The 23,054-nt window shown below is 57.5% G+C and carries 22 protein-coding genes; 16 read left to right on the plus strand and 6 right to left on the minus strand.

Annotated elements, in window-relative coordinates; genetic code table 11:
* The first annotated feature begins 115 nt into the window (after positions 1-115).
* Positions 116-1,915, plus strand: coding sequence for an aminopeptidase P family protein (locus tag J3348_RS08525; protein WP_207698762.1), 1,800 nt, complete (start codon positions 116-118; stop codon positions 1,913-1,915).
* Between the two features lie 75 nt (positions 1,916-1,990).
* Here J3348_RS08525 and J3348_RS08530 read toward each other — a convergent pair whose 3' ends face one another.
* Both J3348_RS08530 and J3348_RS08535 read right to left on the minus strand, forming a co-directional pair.
* A complete protein-coding gene (locus J3348_RS08530) occupies positions 1,991-2,896 on the minus strand; it encodes a glycosyltransferase family 2 protein (protein WP_207698763.1) in 906 nt (301 codons plus the stop codon).
* Positions 2,897-2,910: 14 nt separating this feature from the next.
* A complete protein-coding gene (locus J3348_RS08535; protein ID WP_097774548.1) occupies positions 2,911-3,783 on the minus strand; it encodes a glycosyltransferase in 873 nt (290 codons plus the stop codon).
* Positions 3,784-3,891: 108 nt separating this feature from the next.
* Here J3348_RS08535 and J3348_RS08540 point away from each other — a divergent pair, with 108 nt between their 5' ends.
* Positions 3,892-4,614: a LytTR family transcriptional regulator DNA-binding domain-containing protein gene (locus tag J3348_RS08540; RefSeq protein ID WP_154255750.1), complete on the plus strand. Its 723-nt coding sequence runs from the start codon at positions 3,892-3,894 to the stop codon at positions 4,612-4,614.
* Positions 4,615-4,666: 52 nt separating this feature from the next.
* Here J3348_RS08540 and J3348_RS08545 read toward each other — a convergent pair whose 3' ends face one another.
* Both J3348_RS08545 and J3348_RS08550 read right to left on the minus strand, forming a co-directional pair.
* Positions 4,667-5,653, minus strand: a complete 987-nt coding sequence (locus tag J3348_RS08545) for a glycosyltransferase (protein WP_207698764.1) — start codon at positions 5,651-5,653, stop codon at positions 4,667-4,669.
* Between the two features lie 188 nt (positions 5,654-5,841).
* On the minus strand, positions 5,842-6,492 hold the full coding sequence (locus J3348_RS08550) for an HAD family phosphatase (RefSeq protein ID WP_005943748.1): 651 nt from the start codon (positions 6,490-6,492) through the stop codon (positions 5,842-5,844).
* A gap of 146 nt (positions 6,493-6,638) precedes the next feature.
* Here J3348_RS08550 and J3348_RS08555 point away from each other — a divergent pair, with 146 nt between their 5' ends.
* The 4 genes from J3348_RS08555 to J3348_RS08570 are packed head-to-tail and all read left to right on the plus strand — an operon-like array spanning position 6,639 to position 11,587.
* The gene (locus tag J3348_RS08555; protein ID WP_207698765.1) at positions 6,639-7,829 is read left to right on the plus strand and encodes a patatin-like phospholipase family protein; all 1,191 of its coding nucleotides are present in this window, start codon (positions 6,639-6,641) and stop codon (positions 7,827-7,829) included.
* A complete protein-coding gene (locus J3348_RS08560) occupies positions 7,816-9,423 on the plus strand; it encodes a putative PEP-binding protein (protein WP_207698766.1) in 1,608 nt (535 codons plus the stop codon). Before J3348_RS08555 ends, J3348_RS08560 begins: the two co-directional genes overlap by 14 nt.
* 33 nt (positions 9,424-9,456) lie before the next feature.
* The gene (locus tag J3348_RS08565; RefSeq protein ID WP_207698767.1) at positions 9,457-10,329 is read left to right on the plus strand and encodes a bstEII; all 873 of its coding nucleotides are present in this window, start codon (positions 9,457-9,459) and stop codon (positions 10,327-10,329) included.
* 4 nt (positions 10,330-10,333) lie between these two features.
* A complete protein-coding gene (locus tag J3348_RS08570) occupies positions 10,334-11,587 on the plus strand; it encodes a site-specific DNA-methyltransferase (protein WP_207698768.1) in 1,254 nt (417 codons plus the stop codon).
* Positions 11,588-11,837: 250 nt separating this feature from the next.
* On the opposite strand, the gene J3348_RS08575 is transcribed toward J3348_RS08570, so the two are convergent.
* Positions 11,838-12,581, minus strand: coding sequence for an RsmE family RNA methyltransferase (locus J3348_RS08575; protein ID WP_097774554.1), 744 nt, complete (start codon positions 12,579-12,581; stop codon positions 11,838-11,840).
* A gap of 9 nt (positions 12,582-12,590) precedes the next feature.
* Positions 12,591-13,505, minus strand: coding sequence for a 50S ribosomal protein L11 methyltransferase (gene prmA / locus J3348_RS08580; RefSeq protein WP_207698769.1), 915 nt, complete (start codon positions 13,503-13,505; stop codon positions 12,591-12,593).
* A gap of 456 nt (positions 13,506-13,961) precedes the next feature.
* Here prmA and J3348_RS08585 point away from each other — a divergent pair, with 456 nt between their 5' ends.
* The 10 genes from J3348_RS08585 to J3348_RS08630 all read left to right on the plus strand — a co-directional run bounded on the left by J3348_RS08585 (position 13,962) and on the right by J3348_RS08630 (position 22,945).
* On the plus strand, positions 13,962-15,428 hold the full coding sequence (locus J3348_RS08585; protein WP_207698770.1) for a PTS transporter subunit EIIC: 1,467 nt from the start codon (positions 13,962-13,964) through the stop codon (positions 15,426-15,428).
* Between the two features lie 164 nt (positions 15,429-15,592).
* Positions 15,593-16,192, plus strand: coding sequence for a GNAT family N-acetyltransferase (locus J3348_RS08590; protein ID WP_207698771.1), 600 nt, complete (start codon positions 15,593-15,595; stop codon positions 16,190-16,192).
* A 122-nt stretch (positions 16,193-16,314) separates the two neighbouring features.
* Positions 16,315-16,863, plus strand: coding sequence for a hypothetical protein (locus J3348_RS08595; protein WP_207698772.1), 549 nt, complete (start codon positions 16,315-16,317; stop codon positions 16,861-16,863).
* A gap of 333 nt (positions 16,864-17,196) precedes the next feature.
* Complete coding sequence (locus J3348_RS08600) at positions 17,197-18,090, plus strand: phosphate ABC transporter substrate-binding protein (protein ID WP_082210864.1); 894 nt, start codon at positions 17,197-17,199, stop codon at positions 18,088-18,090.
* A 124-nt stretch (positions 18,091-18,214) separates the two neighbouring features.
* Entirely contained in the window at positions 18,215-19,126 is a 912-nt protein-coding gene (pstC, locus tag J3348_RS08605) for a phosphate ABC transporter permease subunit PstC (protein WP_097774558.1), read from the plus strand.
* The gene (gene pstA, locus J3348_RS08610) at positions 19,119-19,976 is read left to right on the plus strand and encodes a phosphate ABC transporter permease PstA (protein WP_097776899.1); all 858 of its coding nucleotides are present in this window, start codon (positions 19,119-19,121) and stop codon (positions 19,974-19,976) included. Before pstC ends, pstA begins: the two co-directional genes overlap by 8 nt.
* 171 nt (positions 19,977-20,147) lie before the next feature.
* Positions 20,148-20,915: a phosphate ABC transporter ATP-binding protein PstB gene (gene pstB / locus J3348_RS08615; RefSeq protein ID WP_005943706.1), complete on the plus strand. Its 768-nt coding sequence runs from the start codon at positions 20,148-20,150 to the stop codon at positions 20,913-20,915.
* Between the two features lie 14 nt (positions 20,916-20,929).
* Complete coding sequence (gene phoU, locus J3348_RS08620) at positions 20,930-21,598, plus strand: phosphate signaling complex protein PhoU (RefSeq protein WP_097774561.1); 669 nt, start codon at positions 20,930-20,932, stop codon at positions 21,596-21,598.
* Between the two features lie 253 nt (positions 21,599-21,851).
* A complete protein-coding gene (locus J3348_RS08625) occupies positions 21,852-22,241 on the plus strand; it encodes a helix-turn-helix transcriptional regulator (protein ID WP_097774562.1) in 390 nt (129 codons plus the stop codon).
* Between the two features lie 200 nt (positions 22,242-22,441).
* Positions 22,442-22,945, plus strand: coding sequence for a GNAT family protein (locus tag J3348_RS08630; protein ID WP_120080400.1), 504 nt, complete (start codon positions 22,442-22,444; stop codon positions 22,943-22,945).
* Positions 22,946-23,054: the final 109 nt, after the last annotated feature.

Below are 23,054 nucleotides of genomic sequence, written 5' to 3' on the forward strand. Positions count from 1 at the left end.
TCCCGCCCCTGCATTGCAATCTTTTTCCCGGAATGATACAATAGGACACAGAAAAATTCCCTGCCGCCGGGGGCTTTTCCGGCGGTCCGGCCATAGAAAAAAGGAAGCTGTCATTATGAGCATGAATACCGTACCCGAGCGCCTTGCCGCGCTGCGTGCCGCCATGGCTGCAAACGGCGTGGCCGTTTATCTGATCCCTGTGGGTGATCCCCACGCCAGCGAATACCTGCCCTGCCATTACACCAGCCTGACCTGGTTCTCCGGGTTCCACGGCGAGAACTCCAACTTCGTGGTCACCCGCACCGAGAGCGCCCTGTGGGCCGACGGCCGTTATTTTGTGCAGGCCGAGAAGGAAATTGCGGGTACCGAGATCAAGCTGCAGCGCATGGGGGAACCCGGCGTGCCCACCGTGGAGGAATACTGCGCAAATGCCCTGAATGAGGGCGAAGCACTGGGCCTGTGCGGCCTGACCGCCAGCACGGCCCTCGTGAACGACCTGAAAAAGGCACTGGAAAAGAAGGGCGCTTCCATCAAGACCCTGAACCTTGAGGACGAGCTGTGGACGGAGGGCCGCCCTGCCCTGCCGGATACCCCAGCGTGGATCCTGCCGAAGGAATATGCGGGCTTCTCCCCGGCGGAAAAACTGGATCAGCTGCGCAGCAAGCTCAAGGAGCTGGGCTGCACCGCTCAGTTTGTGGGCAAGCTGGATAATCTGGCATGGCTTTTGAACCTGCGCGCCATGGACATTGAGTGCACTCCCTATGCCATGGCCTACTGCTATGTGACACCCCGCCGCGCGGTACTCTTCATCAACACGGCCCGCGTCACCCCGGAGGCAAAGGCAGAGCTGGAAGCCAACGGCATCACGCTGGCGGAGTACGACGATGTGCTGAAGTTCCTCGCTGCTGAGACGGAACCCCAGACCGTGCTGGCCGAGTGCGCTACGGTGAACTACGCCGTGTATCAGGTGCTGGAGCAGAACCCTGCCCTCACCGTGAAGGACGGCACCGACCCGCTGCTGATGATGAAGGGCGTGAAGAACGAAACGGAGCTTGCCCACACAAAGCAGGCCCATATCCGGGACGCTGTGGCCATGGTGCGGTTCCAGATCGAGCTGGAAAGCCGTCTTGCTGCCGGTGAGACCCTGACCGAGCTGACGGTGGATGAAATTCTGCACAAGTACCGCAGTGCGGACGATAAATTCCTTGTGGAAAGCTTTGGCACCATTGCGGCCTACGGCGGCAACGCAGCCATGATGCACTACCACGCCACCCCGGAAGATCACGCTGTGCTGGAAAAGAAGGGCTTTCTGCTGGTGGACAGCGGTGCCACCTACATGGACGGCACCACCGACATCACCCGCACCTACCCGCTTGGCCCGCTGACCGAGGACGAAAAGCGCTTCTACACATGGACTCTGCAGAGCCACATCGACCTTGCCAAGGCCGTCTGGCTGGATTACTGCGAGTGTAAGATGATCGACACCATTGCCCGGGAACCGCTGTGGCGGCACCTCATCAACTACCGCTGCGGCACCGGTCACAGCGTCAGCTTTGTGGGCAACGTGCACGAAGGCCCCCATGCCCTGAACAGCCGCAACACCACCCGGATGCGTCCCGGCATGGTGGTCACCGACGAGCCGGGCGTTTACGAGACTGACCTCGTGGGCATCCGCATCGAGAACGAGCTGGTGTGCGTGCACAAGGCCGATAACCAGTACGGTACCTTCCTTGGCTTTGAACCGCTGATGTTCGTGCCCATTGCCACCTCTCCCATCCTGCCCGGTGTGCTGGATAAGGACGAGATCGCATGGCTGAACGATTACCACCGTCAGGTGTTTGCAAAGCTGGCACCGCACCTGAACGACGAAGAACGCAGCTGGCTGGCGGAGAAGTGTGCCGCCATCGGCTGCTGAGAAAGCGCAAAAAACACCCGGAGCCGTGCAGGAGCCAGAGCGGCTCTCGGCGGCAGCCGGGTGCTTTTTATAGGGTCACAGCTTGCAGCAGTGCGTCTGTGGGGTGTCCAGCGGCGGAAGAGTGAACTCGTTTTCGCCAAAAGCGGAGCGCAGAATGGCGGCCCGGGTCTCCGGGTAGATGCCAAGTTCGGTATAGATGTCCCGGTACAGGAGCATCACCCGCCGCCGCAGCGAAAGGATGTCGGCGGTGGTCACTCTGGAGTGGGAGACGCTCTGGCTGTTCTGCAGGTAGTAATAGCCGATGTCCGGGATGGAAACGGCGGTGCGCACATAGCGCAGATATTCGGTGTTGAACAGCTGATCCTCCGCAAACAATTCTTTGCGGAAATGGAGGCTGTGCTTCCGCAGGAGGTCACGGCGGTAGAGCTTGTTGCAGGGACTGCCATAGTAGAAGGTGTTCGGCTTCTGGATCAGATGCTTTGCGTATTCCTGTCCGGTGTACACCCCGGCAGGCAGATAGCCATAGGCCCGGGTGCGGGGCGGATTGCGCTGGAGCACATGCTGCAGTGCCTTTTCCCATGGGCGGATGTGCTCCACATAGTTTTCCGGGTACACCATCCAGAAGGGCGCGATCACAAGATCGGCGGTGTGGGCCTCGGCGGCGGAGACCAGCTTTTCCGTAAAATCGGGGGCCAGCCAGTCGTCGCTGTCCACAAACTGGATGTATTTGCCGTGGGCCAGCGCAATGCCCTGATTGCGGGTATCCGCTGCGCCGGTGTTGGTTTTATCCACCAGTGCAATGCGGTGGTCGCTGGCGGCAAGGGCGCGGCAGACGGCAAGGGTGTCGTCGGTGGAGCCATCGTTCAGCAGCAGGATCTCAATGCTTTTATAAGTCTGGGCGCAAATGCTTTTGACACAGCGGGCAATGCACCCGGCAGTGTTGTACATGGGCACGATGATGCTTACAAGGGGAAATTCCATAGGTTCTCCTTTTCTCAGATGCGGCTGTGGGTGCGGGCAAATGCGTCGGAAAGCTTCTGCACCGGGCCGTTGGGCAGAGGGCTTTCAAACAGGCTCAGATAGATGCCGTGCAGCCGCAGGCGGAATTTATCGTACACGCCCAGCTGGATGCACAGTTCCTTGTAGGTGTGGTACATCCGGCTGCGGTGGCGCAGCATGTCCGCCGCGCTCACCTGCGTATGGCATACGCTCTGCGGGTTCTGGATGTAGCAGTAGGCGGCTTCGTCGATGGCGGCAAACCGCTGTGCCACCTGCAGATACCGGGTGTTGAACAGCTGGTCCTCGGCGTATACCACATGCTCGAACCGGATGTGCGCCATCTGGATGAGATCCCGGCGGTAGAGCTTGTTCCAGAGCACACCGTAGTAAAAGGCAGCGGCATTGCCGGTGAGCTGCCACAGGTAATCCACCTTGTTGTACACCCCGGCGGGCAGCAGGCTGTACTCCCGGGTGTCATAGCCGCCATCCTTGCGGGGCACCATCATCCGGTAGGGAGCCAGCACAAGGTCGGCATGGCTGCGCTGCATAGCAGCCACCAGGTTTGCGGTGCAGCCCGGCAGCAGGTGATCGTCGCTGTCCGCAAACTGGATGTATTCGCCGTGGGCAAGGGCAAGGCCGCAGCTGCGGGTGTCTGCTGCGCCGGTGTTGGGCTTGTCCACCACACGGATGCGGCTGTCGGCGGCAGCAAGCTTCCGGCAGACAGCAAGGGTGTCGTCGGTGGAGCCGTCGTTCAGCAGAAGGATCTCAAGCTCCGGGTAGCTCTGGGATGTGATGCTCTCCACACAGCGGGAGATGAAGCCCGCCGCGTTATAGGCGGGCACAATAACGCTGACAAGCGGCTGCGGCATGGCGGGTCCCTCCGTTTTTTCTTTTTTCGATGCAGCAAAGTTTTATTTATCATACTCCAGCCCTGCGCAAAAATCAAGGCGGGCGGCTGGCGGAAAGGAGAATGTGAGATGGTATTTCACATTGCGGTATGCAGCCCGGACGCGGCCTTGCGCAGCGGGCTGGAACGCCAGTGCATGGAATATTTTGCCCGGCGGCAGGATGCGTGCATCGTGCAGCAGCTGCCGGATGCAGATGCGCTGCTGCGCCGGGACACCGAGGGAGAACGGTTTGACCTGTATCTCATCGAGCTGGGCGCTGTAGCGGCCCCGGCAGGGCTTTCGGCGGCTGCGGAGCTGCGCCGCCGGGGCCGCAGGGCTCCGCTGGCCTTTGCGGCCCGCACACCGGCCCACGCCTACAGCGCTTTCCGGGTGGATGCCATGCAGTATCTGCTTCTGCCGGTGCACCAGCAGGAGCTTTCGGCCCTGCTTGCCCGCGCCACCGAGCCGGAGTACGGCCCGGCAATGACCGTTGTCACCGCCGAAGGCCTGCGGGCGCTGGCCTATGCGCAGATCGAATATCTGGAGTGCACCCACCATGTGGTGCACTTCCATCTGCTCAGCGGCGAGGATGTGGTGTCCCTTTCGCTGCGGGTGTCCTTTGCCGAGGTAGCAAAGCCGCTGCTGGAAGACGGGCGTTTTTTGCAGCCGCACCGCTCCTATGTGGTCAATCTGGCGGCGGCACAGCTGCTGACGGCGGGCGAGCTGCAGATGTGCAGCGGTGCGCGCATCCCCATCCCGCGCGGACGGGAGGGTGCAGTGCGCGAAGCCTTCCGCAGCTGGATCGACCGGTAAAAGGGTAAACAAAAAAGAGCCGCTTTCACGGCTCTTTTTTCGTGCCCGGAGATCAGGCATCGGGTTCGGTTTTGTGTTTCTTTTCCTTGTCGGAAGCATCCAGAACACCAAAGCCCCAGCGGTTGGCCATGTCCATGATGATCTTCTGGGGAGAACCGGAGGGATAGGCGTTCTCGGAGAACGCGGTCAGGAATTTATACAGCTGCGGCTGCACCTGATCGTACAGGCCCAGCTTTGTGTACAGCTCCTTGTAATAGCGGAACACCTGCAGTTTGTTCTGCACGATGGAAGCCAGATTGATCTGGGTGTGGCAGATGCTCTGGGGGTTCTGCACATAGTGGTAGCCCGCTTTGGAAATGGATACGAAAACATTGGCGTACAAAATGTATTCCAGATTGAAAACCAGGTCTTCGGCCCAGCGCACCTCGCTGGTGAACTGAAGATGATGGTCTGCCAGAATATCCTGGCGGTAGAGCTTGTTCCACAGCACGCTGTAGAAGAAGGATGCGGGCTTCTCCATCAGGCGCAGGGCAAAGGTATCGCGGTCGTAGATGCCCTCGGGCAGGAAGCCGTATTCACGGATATCATCAGGCTTTTTCTCGGCATCGATGCCAAGGTTCTCCTGCAGGTTTTCCAGTGCCTGCGTGGCCTTGGAAGAGTTGGCGGGAATCACCATCCAGTAAGGTGCAATGACCAGATCGGCGTTGTTCGCTTCGGCAGCAGTCACCAGCCGCTCGGTAAAATCAGGGTCGAGATAATCGTCGCTGTCCACAAACTGCACATACTTGCCCCTTGCAAGGGACATGCCGCAGTTGCGGGTCTCCGACACACCGGAATTGGATTTGTCCACCAGAACGATGCGGGGGTCCTTTTCACGGAATTGCTCACAGATGGAAAAGCTTTCGTCCCGGGACCCGTCGTTGACCAGAATGACCTCGATATTCTTCCATGTCTGGGCACAAATGCTCTCCAGACAGCGGGCAACACTATTCTGCACGTTGTACACAGGCACGATAATGCTGACGAGTGGGTTGTTCATGACGGAAGGTCTCCTCTTTACGGATATTATACCTTTATATTAAAAATCACAGAGTGTATTCTCACAAATGAGGACACTTCCCCCTTGGGGCAGTCCTATTTATAATATCATACTCTTCTTGCGCACAAAATGCAAGAGCAAAGAAGGATCAGATAAAGAAAAGAACCGCACGCTGCGGCCCTTTTTTCTTACACACGTGTCCAGTCCAGCGCATCCCACCGGGGCACGAACTGGCTGCAGATGCGGCGCATCTCCGGCTCGTCGGCGGCAGAGGTGCGGTCTGCAATGCCAATGACGTAATACCCGGCCTTGTGGGCGGTGGCGGCGGCGTATACGGCATCCTCGCACACGGCGCAGGCGGCGGGGTCTGCACCGCCCAGACGGCTCATGCACTCAAAGAACACCTCCGGGCGGCTTTTGTGCAGCACGCCCCGCGCTTCCACGATGAAGGAGAAATACTGCGCGATGCCAAGCCGGGTAAGCACGGTGCGGCACTGTTCGGCCCAGGTGTTGGAGCAGATGCACATGCGTGCGCCCTCGGCCTGCAGCTTTGCCAGCATCGTGCGCACGCCGGGTTTCAGCTCCACGGTCTCGTACAATTCGGCGATCACCTCGCGCATCACGGAAAAATAGCTTTCCTCGGTCAGCGGCAGACCGTACTCCCGGATCAGATACTGTGCGCCCTCCTGCATTCCCATGTTCAGCAGTGTGGCGCGCAGATCCCCCCGCGGGGTGCGGCCATAGCGGCGCAGCAGTGCGTCGGGGGCACCCTCCCACACCACGGTCATGCTGTCGGTCAGGGTGCCGTCCATATCAAAAATCCATTGCTTGCAGTGCATGAGAATGCCTCCTTTTGAAATCCTGACAAGTATACCATGTTTCTTTGCCGGGAGAAAGGCATCAATTTACAAAAAACGGAAGAAATTTCTCTGGAAATATGCTATAATCTGAACAAAACCGGAAACGATCAAAGGAGGCGGATGCAATGGATGAACGCAGTGCGCCGTGCAAAGCTCTGGTGCTGGCGGGCGGCGGAGCCAGGGGCAGCTATCAGGTGGGCGTGTGGCGCGCGCTGATGGAGCTGGACTGGCACCCGCAGATCATTACCGGCACCAGCGTTGGCAGCCTGAACGGTGCCATGTTCGTGCTGGACCAGTACGAGACGGCCCGCGATATGTGGCTGGCCATCCGCAGCAAGGATGTGATGGAGCTGCCGGAGGAGGATGCCGACCTTTCGGCCCTGCACCAGTTCCTGCGCAGCGTGGTGAAAGCCGGCGGCATGGATGTGACCCCGCTGGAAGAGATCGTGGAGCGGGTTCTGGACGAGGATGCCCTGCGCGCGGCTCCCATCCGCTTCGGCCTTGTCACGGTGGAGCAGCGGGGCTTAAAGCCCCGGGAGCTGACGCTGGACGAGATCCCGGCAGGAAAGGTCAAGGACTACCTGATGGCCTCCGCTGCCTGCTTCCCGGCGCTGCGTGCGCGGGAGATCGACGGGGTCAAGTTTCTGGATGGCGGCTACAGCGACAACATGCCCACCGGTCTTGCCAAACGCATGGGCGCGGATGAACTGGTGTGCGTCGATCTGGAAGGCGTGGGCATCACCCGCCCCAACCTCACCGGCCTGCCCACCGTGATGGTGCGCAGCTACTGGGAGCTGGGCGATATCCTGCACTTTGACCCCGACACCGCCCGCCGCAATATCGAGCTGGGCTACTATGATACCCGCCGCGCTATGGGATATCTGCGGGGGTGTGCCTATGCTGTCTCCTGTGATGCCCAGAGCTGCACGGACGCTGCTGCGTTCCACGCAAAATTTGAGCGGGTGCAAAAGGCCGTGCGGGAGAAATACCCGGTCACCCTGACGGCGGATGCGGCCCTGCTGCTGGCCAAGATGAAGGATGCCGACCTTGCCCCGCTGGAAGCCGCCGCGGAAGATGCCGGTGTGGACCCGGCCCATTACTACACCACCCATACGTTGTGCGATGCATTCCTTGCAAAGTGCGATCAGGCACGGATGCAGAGCTTTGCACCGCTGTTTGAGGGCAGTGCCGATGCGGCGCGGGCCGCACTGGCCGCGCTGCTGCCCAATACCTTTTTGCAGGCGCTGGTCTGGCGCACCCTGACCACGCCGGAAGCCGAGCTTTTGCCGGAGGTGACCGAACATGAAAGTGTATAAAGGTTCCTGCGCTTCTCCCGGCCTTGTGCTGGGGCAGGTGAGCCGTCTGGAGCACCATGTGGAGACCACGACCGTGGGCCCCTTTAAACCGTCCCGGGAGCTGCAGCTGCTCACCGATGCCATCCGCACCGCACAGGACGAGCTGGAATCCATGGCAGACCGTGCCGCACCCAGCGAGCAGGCCATCTTCCAGTTCCAGAGCATGATGCTGGACGACGAGGGCATGATGAACGAGGTGCGCTTCTGCATCAATGCAGGCATTGGCGCGGCAGCGGCCATGAATCAGGTGGGCCAGCGCTACGCCGACCAGCTGGCCAACATGAAGGATAACCCTTACATGCAGCTGCGCAGTGTGGATATTCTCGACGCAAGCCGCCGGGTCATCAACATCATCACCAACCGCCCCCGCATGTGGCTGGCGCTGGATCACCCGGTGATCCTTGCCGCAGAGCGGCTGATGCCCACCGACCTGTTCAGCGTGCCCTCCGGTATGATCCTTGGCATCATCACGGCAGAGGGCAGCGGCCAGAGCCACGCGGCCATCATTGCCCGGGCAATGAATATCCCGGGCATCGTGCAGGTGGGCCGGGATTTTCTGGACGACTGCGACGGCCGCACCGTGATTTTGGATGCCACCGGGGGCCAGTGCACGCTGGACCCGGACGCTGCCGCCCGCCAGCAGGCCGAGACCCGCATCTGCGAGCTGCAGCGCGAGAACGAAGAGATGGGGCAGCTGCATGCTCTGCCCAACAGGACAAAGGACGGCCAGCCCTTTGAGCTGCTGGCCAACTGCTTTGGGCCGGAGGACATCGACACGGCCATGCAGTCCGGCGCACAGGGCGTGGGCCTGCTGCGCACCGGCTACATGATGCTGCCGGGCCGCATCCTCGATGAGCAGGAACAGTATTTCTTCTACTGCTCCTGTCTTGCTGCCGCCAAGGGCTGCCCGGTAACGGTGCGCACCTTCGACTTTGGCTCAGACCGCACCATTTCCGACGCCTATCAGGGCCTGCAGTCTTCCAAGCTTGGCCTGCGGGGCATCCGCAACAGTCTGCGCCAGCCCCACCAGTTCGAGACGCAGCTCTGTGCACTGCTGCGCGCCGCCGCCCGCGGCCCGCTGCGGGTGATGTTCCCCATGGTGACGAATGTGGAGGACTGGGACGCAGCCATGCGTGTGGTGGAGCGCTGCCGCGAGCACCTGCGGGAGCGCGGCGTGGCGTTCAACGAAGATACAAAGTTCGGCGTGATGCTCAGCGTACCCGCTGCCTGCCTGACCGCTGAGGAATTTGTAGAGCACGGGGTCGATTTTCTTGTGGTCGGCACCAACGACCTGACCCAGTACACCCACGCGGCAGACCGGGAGCTTGCCAGCGCCGAGCACTACTACCGCCCGGCCAGCAAGGCCATGAAAAAGCTCATCACTATGGTGATGGATGCCGCAAAGGTGCGCAATGTGCCGGTGACTATCTGCGGCCTTGCGGTGGGCAACCCGGCCAACACGGTGCAGTATTTGCAGCTGGGCCTGCGCAGCTTCTCGGTGAGCCCGCAGAACCTTTTGAATGTGAAGAAAGCTCTGCTGGAAGCAGAGTCGTGAATATAACGGATATAAAAATTAGGAGAGAGTAAAATGCGGTGTTTCAGAGATTTTAAACCGGAAGAACGACGGAATTATATAACACTTTCTACAGGTGAATATTATCCGGATATTCTAGAAGATGCATGTCGATTGTACACGCCGGTACTTGAGACATTTTCAAGACTTATAAAACAGTCTGAGAGTTCAAAGGCGCTACTTATAAATGTTGCTCAGACACCAAGTTCATGGATGAGAATACAGCTTTGCAGAGTGTTCAGAAAGTACGTTTCACCGGAAACACCAGTGGAAATGTTGAAGAAAAAGTCACAGGCAAGCAAAATTTGCAGAGAGTTCGGAGACGAATTTCGGCCAATTCATGAAGTGCAGGCGAAATTCGATGCACGTCCTATGCCGGATGAAGCACTGTGCGCGTTGTTATGGGAATATAAAGATCGAGGAAGAAAGGGATATGATTTGACAGATAAATTCTTCGATATGATGCAATTGAAGTTTCCGGATTTGTGTGTTTGGGGGCCGCGAGGAGCAGGGGCAGATGTGCAAGCATCAAAAATATGGAAAGATTACCCGAACACAAGCCGCCCGTTGGACTTTGTGATATCCTCCAAAGATAAAAAGGAAATTTATGCTGTGGGCCTTGCACGCTACGATGGTGATAGAGGAGGTGCGCAAGAAGATGACCGCACAGGCGGATATAAAAATTGTGCAGATGAGGTGCTGCAGTATGTCCATGAGCATGGACTTCATACGAAGGTGATATTTTTAAATGACGGGCCGGGTTTGCTTTTAGGCTCTATGTGGGAGGATTACTCTAAAATAGAGGAACGTCACAATGGTGAAGTTAAAGTTGTTACGCTAAGAATGATAGATGAACGTTTGACGGAAGAGTGGATAAAGGGAGAGTGATAAAATGGCGACCGGAGTTCCCTCGAAGGAAACTGCGAGACGAAAAAAAGAGACGATTAAAGTCCAGATTGTGTATGATGGAAAGGAAAAGGAAGAAAATATATTAAGCAAATCCTATAAGACTTTTAAAAAAATAGAAACAGCAAATGAGAGTGGGGAGAATAAACTCTTTTTTGGGGACAATATGGATGCGCTGCTATTTATGATGAATAATGGGCTGAAAGGTAAGATAGCACTTATTTATATTGACCCACCTTTTGCAACAAGTTTTAATTTTGTGAACCGTGAACAGATACATGCATACAGTGATTCATTGTGTGGCGGCGAATATGTTGAATTCCTACGACAAAGATTGATTGTCATGAGAGAATTATTAAAGCCAAACGGGAGTATTTACCTTCATTTGGATGGTAATATGGCGTTCACAATGAAATTGATTATGGATGAAGTGTTTGGTGAGAAAAATTGCAGAGCGTTTATAACCAGAAAAAAATGTAGCACCAAAAATTACACGAAAAATACATACGGAAATGTATCGGATTATATCTTGTTCTATTCTAAAACGTCTGACTATGTATGGAACAGACCTTATGAACCATGGCAATATGAAAAAATGATAGAACAGTATCCATGCATTGATGAAAAAACTGGGCGGCGATATAAAAAGGTTCCGATTCATGCACCGGGCATTAGGAACGGAGAAACGGGAAAGGAATGGAGAGGAAAACTCCCGCCAAAGGGAAAACACTGGCAGTATACGCCAGAAAAATTAGACGAACTTGATAAAGCCGGAGAAATATACTGGAGTCCAACAGGAAATCCAAGAAGAATGGTGTATTGTGATCCGCAAAAAGGCATACCAGTTCAAGACATATGGCTTGACTATAGAGATAGCATAAATCAGTCACAAAGAACAACGGGGTATCCGACAGAAAAAAATTATGAAATGTTAAGGATGATAATTGGAGCATCCTCTAATAAAGGTGATCTTGTGATGGATTGCTTTGCAGGGAGTGGAACGACATTGGAGGCAGCCTTTGACATGGAAAGGGGATGGATTGGAGTAGATAACAGCACAGAAAGTATAAAAGCTATTTTTAAAAGATTCAATGGAGAAATGGAAGTATATGGGGATTATGTTAATCCTAAAAATGCAATTCAACTATCCTTTGACAAAATAGAAAAAGGTGGATTTGAATTGTGGACAACTCCTGAAAGAAAAGATATATATCAAAAAATCCTGCAAATAAAAGATTAAAAAGAGAGGGGCTGCTGCACATCGTTTTAGCCGAAAGTGCAGCAGCCATTTTTAAAATCAAACGTATAATCGAAAAATTCAAAAAGCATGTGCATCACAAATCCATCGAAAATTCCTGATTTTTGAGAAAATTTATTGCATATGCTTTTGTTTTGGGCATTGATGCTGCTTGATTCTTACGCCTATTCGTACAAAAATAGAGGCTGTCGTATGTGCAACAGCCCCTTGGCTTTTATAATAGCAGATAGGGTTACTCCAGATTCCCCGTCAGGGTCATGACGGACGCAAGCACGGCCAGCGGGGCGGTCTCGCACCGCAGGATGCGGGGGCCAAGGCCCACCGTTCTGGCACCGGCCTTTGCAGCCATCTCGGCTTCCTCGGCGGCAAAGCCGCCCTCGGCACCAGTCACGATGGCGATTTTCAGTTTTTCACCATCGGCGGGCTTTGCTGCGGCCAGCAGGTCGCGCAGGGGCGCGCCGCCGCACTCGTAGCAGAACAGCACAAGGTCGTACTGTGCAAAGGTGCGGCACACGGCCCCGAAGTTTGCCAGCGGCAGGGCCACATCCGGCAGAATGCCCCGGCCGCACTGCTTGGCGGCTTCCACCGCAATGCGGTTGTAGCGCTCGTTCTTCTGCTCCTCTTTTTTGGGCGCCGCCACGCAATACCGGCTGAAGAAGGGCACGATGTGGGCTGCGCCCAGCTCCACGCCGTGCTTGATGATCTGCTCCAGCTTGTCCTGCTTGGGGTAACCGGCCAGCAGAGTGACCTCCACGCTGGGTTCGGCGGCGCTGGGATAGCCCGGCTCCACCCGGAACTCCACACACTCATCGCCAAAGCCGGTGATGGTGGCGGTGTATTCCACGGCATTGCCGTCGCATAGAATGACAGTATCGCCCAGCCTTGCGCGCATCACGCGGGCAAGATGGTGGGCATCGGCCCCGCGCAGGGTGGCGGTGCCGTCAGAGATCTCGGTGGTAAAATAACGGTGCGGCATAAAATCTCCTTACGCTTTCTTGCAGACGATGCACTCCCAGCCGCGCTTCTCCTTCACTTCCACAACGGCAAGGCCGGCTTTTTTCAGCCCGGCGATCACTTCGTCCTTGCGGCTGTCGATGATGCCGCTGGCAATAAAGGTGGCACCCTCCGCCATCAGGCCCGGCACGGCAGGAGCCAGAGACAGGATGGCATTGGCCACGATGTTGGCGGTGATGATGTCGTATTTGCCGCTGGCCTTATCGGAAAGGTCGCCCACCAGCACGGTCAGCTTGTCCTGCACACCGTTCAACGCGGCGTTCTCGCCTGCGGTGCGCACGGCCACAGGGTCGATGTCCACGCCCTCGGCCACAGCAGCGCCCAGCTTCAGCGCCGCAATGGCAAGGATGCCGCTGCCGGTGCCGATGTCCAGCACCCGCTCGCCGCCGGTCACCCGCTCGTCCAGCGCTTCCATGCACAGGCTGGTGGTCTCGTGGCCGCCGGTGCCGAAGGCAAGGCCCGGGTCAAGGATCAGCTTCACCCGGTCAGTGTCGTACTGCTGCCACGAGGGCACCACGGCCAGCCGTTTGCCGATCTCCAGGGGGTGGTAATACTTGCGCCAGCCGTTCTGCCAGTCCTCCTGCTCCACGCCCTCGGTCTCCACGGTGTAGGCGATGTTTGCAGCTTCCATGCGGGCGGCAATGAGGGCCAGCGTTTCCACGGGGGAAGCGCCCGGCTCCAGATACATATGGATGATAACGGTATCGCGGGGCTTGTCCAGCAGCTCCTGCTCGATCAGATCCACATGGGCGATCTCGGCCACCTGCTGCTCGATGTCGCTGTAGTCTTCGATATAGATGCCGCCCTCGGCGATCATGGTGGCAACGGCTTCGGCGTTGTCGGCGTCGGCCTTGGCCACGGTCAGGCGGATATCAGTCCATTCCATAATGCTGTCTCCTTTTATTTTGCATCCTCGCCCTCTCCGTCATTGCTTGCGCAATGCCACCTCCCCCAAAGTGGGAGGCTTTGGCAGTCCATGCAAAGTTTGCGGTTTTGCCAAGGGCTCTCCCTTTGGGAGAGCTGGACGCGAAGCGGCCTGAGAGGGCGCATGTTCTTTATAATAGTATAGTACCCGATTCGGCTGTGGGATGCAAGCCTTTGGGCAAAATGTACGTAAAAAGAAAAGAATTTTCAACACAAAGACGACCCTTGTGCGGAAAACCCAAAAATTATCGACTGAAAAACTGCCAAATGAGGACTTTTGATGCATTTTGATAGAAAAAAGGCGAAAGGGACTTTCTTTTTTTGCGGAAATATGTTACTATTCTATTACGGAATTATGGACGGCCTGCAACCAGAGGCGTCTGTAAACACAAACATTTCTTAAGGAGGAATGTGCTTTATGATGAAGTATCTCCAGAAACTGGGCAAAGCTTTGATGCTTCCCGTCGCGGTCCTGCCGATCTGCGGCATCCTGATGGGTCTTGGTTATGCCCTTGCTCCGGGCGTTATGGGCGTTCCCGGTGCAGCAACCTCCGGCGCAGCATATACCGTTGGCTTCCTGCTGGTCAAGGCAGGCGGCGCTCTGATCGATAACATGGCATGGCTGTTTGCCATTGGTGCCGCTGTCGGCCTTGCAGACAACGACGGCACCGCAGGTCTGGCCGGTCTGGTCAGCTTCCTGATGATGCAGCAGCTGCTGAACCCCGGTGTGGTCGGCATGGTCCGTCACCTGGAAGAAGGCACTGCTACCTACATCGCCTTCCAGAAGGTCGCCGGCAACTCCTTCATCGGCATTCTGGCCGCTGTTGTGGGCGCTGCCTGCTACAATAAGTTCAAGGATATCCAGCTGCCTGACTGGCTGGCATTCTTCTCCGGCAAGCGCTTCGTTGCAATCGCTACCGGTCTGATCTCCATTCTGGTGTCCGTTGTTCTGCTGTTCGTCTGGCCCGTCATCTTCGACGCTCTGGTCGCAATCGGCAACGGCATCGCAGGCATGGGCGGCATCGGCGCTGGCATCTACGCCTTCCTGAACCGTCTGCTCATCCCCACCGGCCTGCACCACGCTCTGAACAACGTGTTCTGGTTCGACACCATCGGTCTGGGCGACCTGAGCCACTTCTGGGCTGGCGAGACCTCTGCTGATGTGGGCTGGAGCCTTGGTATGTATATGTCCGGCTTCTTCCCCTGCATGATGTTCGGTGTCCTGGGCGCTGCTCTGGCTATGGTCAAGACCGCTAAGAACAAGAAGGCCGCCATCGGTCTGGTTCTGTCCGCTGCCATCTGCGCATTCGTCTGCGGCGTTACCGAGCCCTTCGAGTTCGGCTTCATGTTCCTGTGCTTCCCGCTGTACGTTGTGTACGCAGCCCTGTACGGCATCTTCACCATCATCACCTACTACTCCGGTTTCCGTGCTGGCTTCTGCTTCTCTGCAGGCGCTACCGACCTGGTGTTCTCTGCATCCCTGCCCGCAGCTGCCAAGACCTGGATGATCATTCCTCTGGGCATCGCAGCCTTCGTGGTGTTCTACGCAGTGTTCTACTTTGCTATCACCAAGTTCGACCTGAAGACCCCCGGCCGTGAGGACGAGGACGAAGAGGCCGAGAAGAAGGTCGTTCTGGCAAACAACAACTATACCGAAGTCGCTTCCGCTGTTCTGGCTGCTGTCGGCGGCAAGGAGAACGTGAAGGAAGTTGGTTACTGCGCAACCCGTCTGCGCTTTGAGGTCAAGGATAACGCCAAGGTGGACGAGAAGGCTGTCAAGGCCGCTGGTGCTGCCGGTGTCATCCGCCCCAGCAAGAACGCTTGCCAGGTGATCATCGGCACCAAGGTTCAGTTCGTGTACGACGAGCTGAAGAAGATGCTGTAACGCACACAGCATTCTGAACGGAGTTTGTGCGGGAGACTGGTTGCTCCTGCATTCCCATAAAAGCCGCCGGGAGAAGGGCAGAACCTGCCGCTCCCGGCGGCTTTTTGCGTTCCCGCGCGGAGTGTGCTATACTGGTTCAAAAGGCAGATACGGGAGGAAAAACCATGAGCAAAGTGTACAGCTGGCGGAAACTGAACGAAAAAGAACTGACGCAGGTCTATCTGGACGAAATGCGGCGGGACTTTCCGCCCACGGAGCTAAAGCCCCTGAGCATGATCCTGAACAGCGAAGCGGACGGCACAGCCCACACATGGGGCGTGTTCGACGGCGAAACACTGGCGGCGTACCTGCTCATGGTGCGCCCGGCAGGCAGCAGGGTGAGCCAGCTGGATTACTTTGCCGTGCTGCCGGAATACCGTGCTGCAGGGCTGGGCGCGCAGCTGCTGGCCGACCTGCCGCAGCACGAGCGCGGTGCGCAGGCCATCCTCATTGAGGCCGAATGCCCGGATAAGGCGGAGGACGAAGCTATGGCTGTGCGGCGGCTGGGCTTTTACTCCCGGTGCGGCGCGCGGGACACCGGCTTCACCGAGCACCTGTTTGATGCATGGTTCCGCATTCTGGTGCTGGACTGCCCGGGTGCCGGTACCTTTGCGGACCGGCAGGCCGTGGATGCCCTGGTGGACTGCTACCGCCGCACCATCAGCGAGACCGAGTGGCAGAAGTACGTGCAGTTCTACTGCCCGGACGGAACAAAATACTGCTGAGCAGAAGGCGCTCTGTGCAAATTATGTGTACAGAGCGCCTTTTTGTCATATTTTTGTTGACAGACTCCCAAAAAGTGGTACGCTAAAAGCACAGCAAAACGCTTTTAGAGGAGGGCAATGTTATGGCAGAAAAAATGACCCGGCGTACCTTTATGGAGAGCGCAGCAGCTGCGGCTGCAGCAATCTCTTTGTCCGGCGTGCTGGTCGGCTGCGGCGGTGGAAGTGCTGCGACCGATGAGGTGAAGCTGGGAGCATATACGGTGAAACTGTACAGTGCGAATACGCGTGCAGAAGAATATGGCACCGGCAGCTCTTCGTATAAGATCACGGCAAAGGCAGATATTACATTTAATAAGAATGCGGGAGGCACATTCCAGGAACTGTCCTGTGCAGGAATGTTTACGGGTAAGATCGGCACGGCTTCTCTGAGTACGGTCAAACCGACCGGCAAGCTTGCGATGTCGAATTTTGCAGGCCTGAACTGGTTCATGAGCAAGGCGACCGTCGATGTCGAAATGACGATCCCGACAGAGGAAGCCTATGAGAAGATCGCCGCCGGAACCCCGGTGGAGGTAACGGTCAAGCTCAACAATGTAGAGGGAAAGCTGTATATCGTACAAAAGGATAAAACATTCCTTGTGCTGAATACAGACCCGACGCCCGCAGGGTGATTTTAAACGCAGATCACGTTAGACAGCGATCAAAAAAGAAGGCGCTCCATGGAGGGCGCCTTCTTTTTTTTGTCACTTTGCCCAGCCAGAAAATGGTATTTTCGGCATATTTATCCTGTTTGTAAAATTTGAGCGCAGGCTTTTCATGCCGGCTTTACGCAGGCTTGACACAGCCGCCGGAGCCTGTGCAAAAGCTTTACCTCCATTTTGCGCGTACATGGTCGCAGCGCACACGGCGGTGCGGTACAATAAGGCCGTTCCCAAGGAAAACACATAGAAACAAGAAAACATCGGCCGGAAATGCATTTCGGCATTTATTGGAGGAAAAGGGTTATGAAAAAGATCACTCGTCGTTCGTTTATCACTGTCTGCGGCGCTGCTGCTGCGGCTATGGCTCTGACCGCCTGCGGCGGCGCAGCCTCTTCCACTGTGGCATCCTCTGCTGCGGAGTCCACCTCTTCTTCTGCCGCTGCTGAGACCGCTGCAGGCACCCTGTCCGGCAATGTGGCTACCGGCGGTTCTACCTCTATGAAGAACGTCATCGCAGCCCTGACCGAGGGCTTTGCCGAGGTGGAGCCGGGTGTCACCGTCAGCTACGACCCCACCGGTTCCGGCGCAGGCATCACCGGCGCTACCGATAAGACGCTGGACATCGGCCTGTCCTCCCGCGCCCTGAAGGACGACGAGAAGAACGACGTGGACGGCACCACCGTGGCTCTGGACGGCATCGCCATTGTTGTCAACAAGGCCAGCAAGGTGGCAGACCTGACCGTGGACCAGCTGAAGCAGATGTTCACCGGCGAGATCACCAACTGGAAGGATGTGGGCGGCGACGACGGCGAGATCGTTCTGGTGGGCCGCGAGGCCGGTTCCGGCACCCGCGATGGCTTTGAGAGCATCGTGGACGTGAAGGACAGCTGCAAGTACGCACAGGAGCTGACCGCTACCGGCGCTGTCATCAGCGCTGTGGAGGCCAACCCTCTGGCTGTCGGCTACGCTTCCCTGTCCGCTGTGGGCGACACCGTCGCCATGGTCACTGTGGAGGGTGTGGAGTGCAGCGAGGACACCGTCAAGGACGGCAGCTACAAGATCCAGCGTCCCTTCGTGTTCGTCACCAACAAGAGCGTGACCCTGTCTGAGCAGGCACAGGCCTTTGTGGACTTTGCCACCAGCAAGGACGCTGCCGACCTCATCCGCACCGCAGGCGCTGTGCCGGTGAACGAGTAATTACCGGGTGGTTTGCCTGGGAAAGCTCCCCGGTGAACCGCCTGCCCCGCATCTGAACAAGAGTACTGCCGCGTCGGGCTGTCGTTTCTGCGGGCCGACGCGGCTTTTATAAAGGATTTCAGCTATGAACAAAAAATCCTATCTGAGCCGGGTGCGGCTGCCCCGCACCCCCGCCGAATGGCTGGAAGCGGTGATGAACTTCATCTTCTTCCTGTGCGGTATGCTGGCGGTGGGCTGCGTGGTGCTCATCTCGGTGTACATGGTGATCTCCGGCGTGCCGGCCATCCACAAGATCGGTCTGTTCCAATTTCTGTTCGGCACAAAGTGGGCCTCCACGGCAGCCCAGCCGCTGTTCGGCATCCTGCCGTTCATCCTTTCCAGCATCTACGGCACGCTGGGCGCTGCCATCATCGGTGTGCCCATCGGCCTGCTGACGGCGGTGTTCCTCTCCAAGGCCGCCGACCCCAAGCTGCGCACCGTGGTGGTTACTGCCATCGAGCTGCTGTCCGGCATCCCCAGCGTGGTGTTCGGCCTGCTGGGCATGCAGGTGCTGGTGCCTGCCGTGGCAAAGACCTTCGGCAAGGCTTCCGGTGCCTGCCTGCTGAGCGCTATCGTGGTGCTTTCCATCATGATTTTGCCCAGCATCGTGTCCGTGTCGGTCACGGCACTGAACGCCGTGCCGCCGGAGTATGAGCAGGGCAGTCTGGCACTGGGTGCCACCGACACCGAAACATGGTTCAAGATCAGCATTCCGGCAGCCAAAAGCGGCATTGCCGCAGGCATTGTGCTGGGCATCGGCCGTGCCATCGGCGAGGCCATGGCGGTGATGATGGTGGCAGGCAACAGCCCCAACATGCCGGACAGTCCCTTCCGCAGCGTCACCTTCCTGACCACCGCCATCGCCAAGGAGATGAGCTATGCCGGCGGTCTGCAGCGGCAGGCGCTGTTCAGCATCGCGCTGGTGCTGTTCGTCTTTATCATGATCATCAATGTTGTGCTGAACGTTGTGCTGAAGGGAGGAAGCCGCGATGAATAAGGGCCTTTCGCCTTCCCGTCAGATGTGGAACCGGGTCATGACCGCACTGGTCTGGGCCAGTGCCGTTCTGGTGATGGTTCTGGTGGCCGGTATCATCGGCATGGTGCTGGTGCGGGGCATCCCCCACATCAGCTGGAAGTTCCTTTCTACCACTGCCAGTGTGCTGAAAAAGACCGACGGCATCCTGCCTGCCATCCTCAACACACTGTATGTCATTGTGCTGACATTACTGATCGTACTGCCTCTGGGCGTGGGCGCGGCGGTCTACCTGACCGAGTACGCCTCCAACCGGCGGCTCATCGAGGTCATTGAGTTCACCAACGAAACGCTGGCGGGCATCCCCAGCATCATCTACGGTCTGGTGGGCATGCTGGTGTTCAGTCAGGCGCTGGGCTTCCAGACCTGTCTGCTGTCCGGTTCACTCACGCTGGTGGTCATGAACCTGCCCACCATCATCCGAACCACGCAGGAATCCCTCAAGACGGTGCCGCAGGGCTACCGTGAGGGTGCCATGGGCTTGGGTGCAGGCAAGTGGCACATCATCCGCACCATCGTGCTGCCCTGCAGCATCGACGGCATCGTGACCGGCTGCATTCTGGCTGTGGGCCGCATCGTGGGCGAAAGTGCCGCCCTGCTCTTCACCGCCGGTGCCGCAGAGGTCATTGCCAAGAGCGTGGCCAAAGCCTACACCTCCAACGGTGCCACCCTGTCGGTGCTGCTGTACCTGCGTGCCTTTGAGGACGGCGATTTTGATTCCGCATGGGGCATCGGCGCGGTGCTGCTGGTGCTGGTGCTGGCCATCAACCTTGCGGCGCGGCTGGCAAAGACTAAGCTGAAACAGAAACAGTAAAATTTGATTTTACTGTTCAAAATGGCCTCCGCATTCGCTCTGGCCATGAATAGCGGAAAATTATTTTTAATTTCGTAGATTTGAAAAATCTGCGGATTTTTCAAATCTACCTTTTCACGGGAAGGGTCGAAACGGTAAACTTCCTGTTGAAATTCAACAATGAGGTATTCTATGGAAAACACGAATGTGCCGGTGATATCGGCAAAAGACCTGAACCTCTGGTACGGCGACTTCAAGGCGCTGAAAGGCATTTCGCTGGACGTGGGCGAGCGGGAGATCACCGCTCTCATCGGCCCTTCCGGCTGCGGCAAGTCCACCTTTTTAAAGACCCTCAACCGCATGAACGACCTTGTGCCGAATGTGCGCATCGAGGGCGATGTGCGGCTGAAGGGCGAGGACATCTTTGCCCGGGAAATGCAGCTTACAGACCTGCGCCGCCGGGTGGGCATGGTGTTCCAGAAGGCCAATCCCTTCCCCATGAGCATTTACGACAATATCACCTACGGCCCCAAGCTGCACGGCGTGCGCAATAAGGCTGAGCTGGACGAGCTGGTGGAAAGCTCTCTGCGGGGCGCGGCCCTGTGGGACGAGGTGAAGGACCGCCTGAAAAAGAGCGCGCTGGGCCTTTCCGGCGGCCAGCAGCAGCGTCTGTGCATCGCACGCGCACTGGCAGTGAAGCCCGAAGTGCTGCTGATGGACGAGCCCACCAGTGCTCTGGACCCCGGCTCCACCATGAAGGTGGAGGAGCTGATGAGTGAGCTGAAGAAAAACTACACGGTGGTCATCGTTACCCACAACATGCAGCAGGCGGCCCGTATCAGCGACCGCACCGCCTTCTTCCTGCTGGGCGAGCTGGTGGAAGTGGGCCCCACGGCCCAGATCTTCAGCGCACCGCAGGATAAACGCACCGAGGACTACATTTCCGGTCGGTTCGGTTAAAGGAGGAAACAGCTATGAGTATCCGTAAACAGTACGACACCGATCTGGAATCGCTGAAAAATTCGCTGACCGAAATGGGCCGCAACTCTGCCGATGCCGTGGAGAACGCTCTGGAAGCGCTCTGCGTTGCTGATGCCGATGCGGCTGCGGCCATCGTGAAGGAGGATGCCCGCATCAACAATATGGAGCGGGATATCGAGCACCGCTGCATGACGTTGCTGCTGCGTCAGCAGCCGGTGGCAGGCGATCTGCGCCGCATCTCCACTGCCATGAAGGTGGTCACGGATATTGAGCGCATCGGCGACCATGCCGCCGACATCGCCGAGATCATCCCTCACCTTGTTACCGTCCGCAAAGAGGGCGACCCGGCGGTAAGTCAGGCCATTGCCATGGGCAAAAAGGCCCACCAGATGATTCTGGATGCCCTTGCCGCCCTGACGGCAGAGGACGAAAATGCCGCCCGCAGGGTGATCGCCGCAGACGACGAGGTGGATTACGACTTCAATGCCATCAAGCATCAGCTGGCGCAGGAGATCGCCGAAGACCCCGGCAAGGTGGACGCAGCGCTGGACCTGCTGATGGTCATTAAGTATCTGGAGCGCATCGGCGACCACGCCGTGAATGTGGCCGAGTGGGTGCAGTTCGTGCGCACCGGCCGCTATAAGGACGAGAGCATGTTCTGAGCATTTCCCTTCCTCATTTTTTGAGGGTTCGTGTTTTCTTTATTTCTCCTGAAAAAGGCCGTTTCTGCCCGGTGCGGAAGCGGTCTTTTTCTGCAGGACGAAAATTGACTAAAAATTTTTTAGCTTTCTGCAATATTCCGGTGCGTCGGTTCGTATCTGAGGTGTAGGGCGGCAGGAGCCGCCATTCCCTGTGCGGCGGGCGTCCGACATCCCCCAGTCCCCGCCCGCCGCACCCTTTACGGAGGAAACGCAGATGACACAGACGAATCTTATCCTGCCGGAAGTCAGGGCCGGAACGGTCAGCCGCGAAGCACTGGTGCAGGCGGCACTCAAAGAGATCACCCAGAATTACCGCGAAGCAAGCCTTTCCAACGTGGCACGGGAGTACGGCGTTTCGCTGGCATATGTCAGCGAGTGCGTGCGTGCCCAGACCGGACGCACCTATAAGGAATTGCTGCAAAAGCACCGTATGGAGACCGCTGCCCGCCTGCTGCGCCGCAGCGACATGAACATCCAGCAGATCATTTCTCTGGTGGGCTACGAGAACACCAGCTATTTCTACCGCCTGTTCCACGAGCGGTATGGTCTCAGCCCGCGGGAATACCGGCTGGTGCGCACCGGCCATGGCCGCGCCAGCGCATAAGGTACTTGCTCTAAAAGCAGGGACTGCTGCACATCGTTTTAGCCGAAAGTGCAGCAGCCCCTGCTTTTTGCCGTTTTGGAGCATTTTAAGGTACTTTGGTGCGGGAACTGGATTTTTATGGTAATTTGTAGTACAATAAGAACAATTCTCAAAGTGCTGTGCCGAACCGAGCGCAGCGCAGAAAAGACGAGGTGGAATGAATGTTTCGTGGAGCAGTGAGAGGGGATCTGCCCCAGATCCTGAAGATCTACGCCCATGCACGTGCAGTCATGAAGGCATCTGGCAACCCGACCCAGTGGGGGGATAATTTCCCGCCGCAGGAACTGCTGGAGGAGGATATCGACTCGAACCGGTTGTTCCTCTATGTGGTCAACGGCCAGATCGAGGCCGTATTTGCCTTTATTCTGGGGGCAGACCCTACCTACGCCGCCATTGAGGACGGCCAGTGGCTGGACGATACCCTGCCCTATGGCACGGTGCACCGTCTGGCATCGGCCGGAAAGCACAAGGGCGTGGGCAAGGCCGTGCTGGACTGGAGCATGGAGCACTGCCAGAGCCTGCGTGCCGATACCCACGCCGACAACAAGATCATGCAGCATCTGCTGGAAAAGAACGGCTTTACCCGCTGCGGTGTCATCCATGTGGCAGACGGCTCGCCCCGCTTTGCCTACCAGAAGCTTGCCCCCACCCAGCCGCTGGGTTGAAACAGAATACACCCCCAAAGAGCCCCGGTCTGCGGATGCAGAGCCTGCCATGCAGGACTGCGCACGCAGGCTTTTTTGTTTGCCCCCGCTCGCTCCGCCCTGCGCCGCT

The organism is Faecalibacterium sp. Marseille-Q4896 (genome assembly GCF_017377615.1).
GTDB classification, from domain to species: Bacteria; Bacillota; Clostridia; order Oscillospirales; family Ruminococcaceae; genus Faecalibacterium; species Faecalibacterium taiwanense.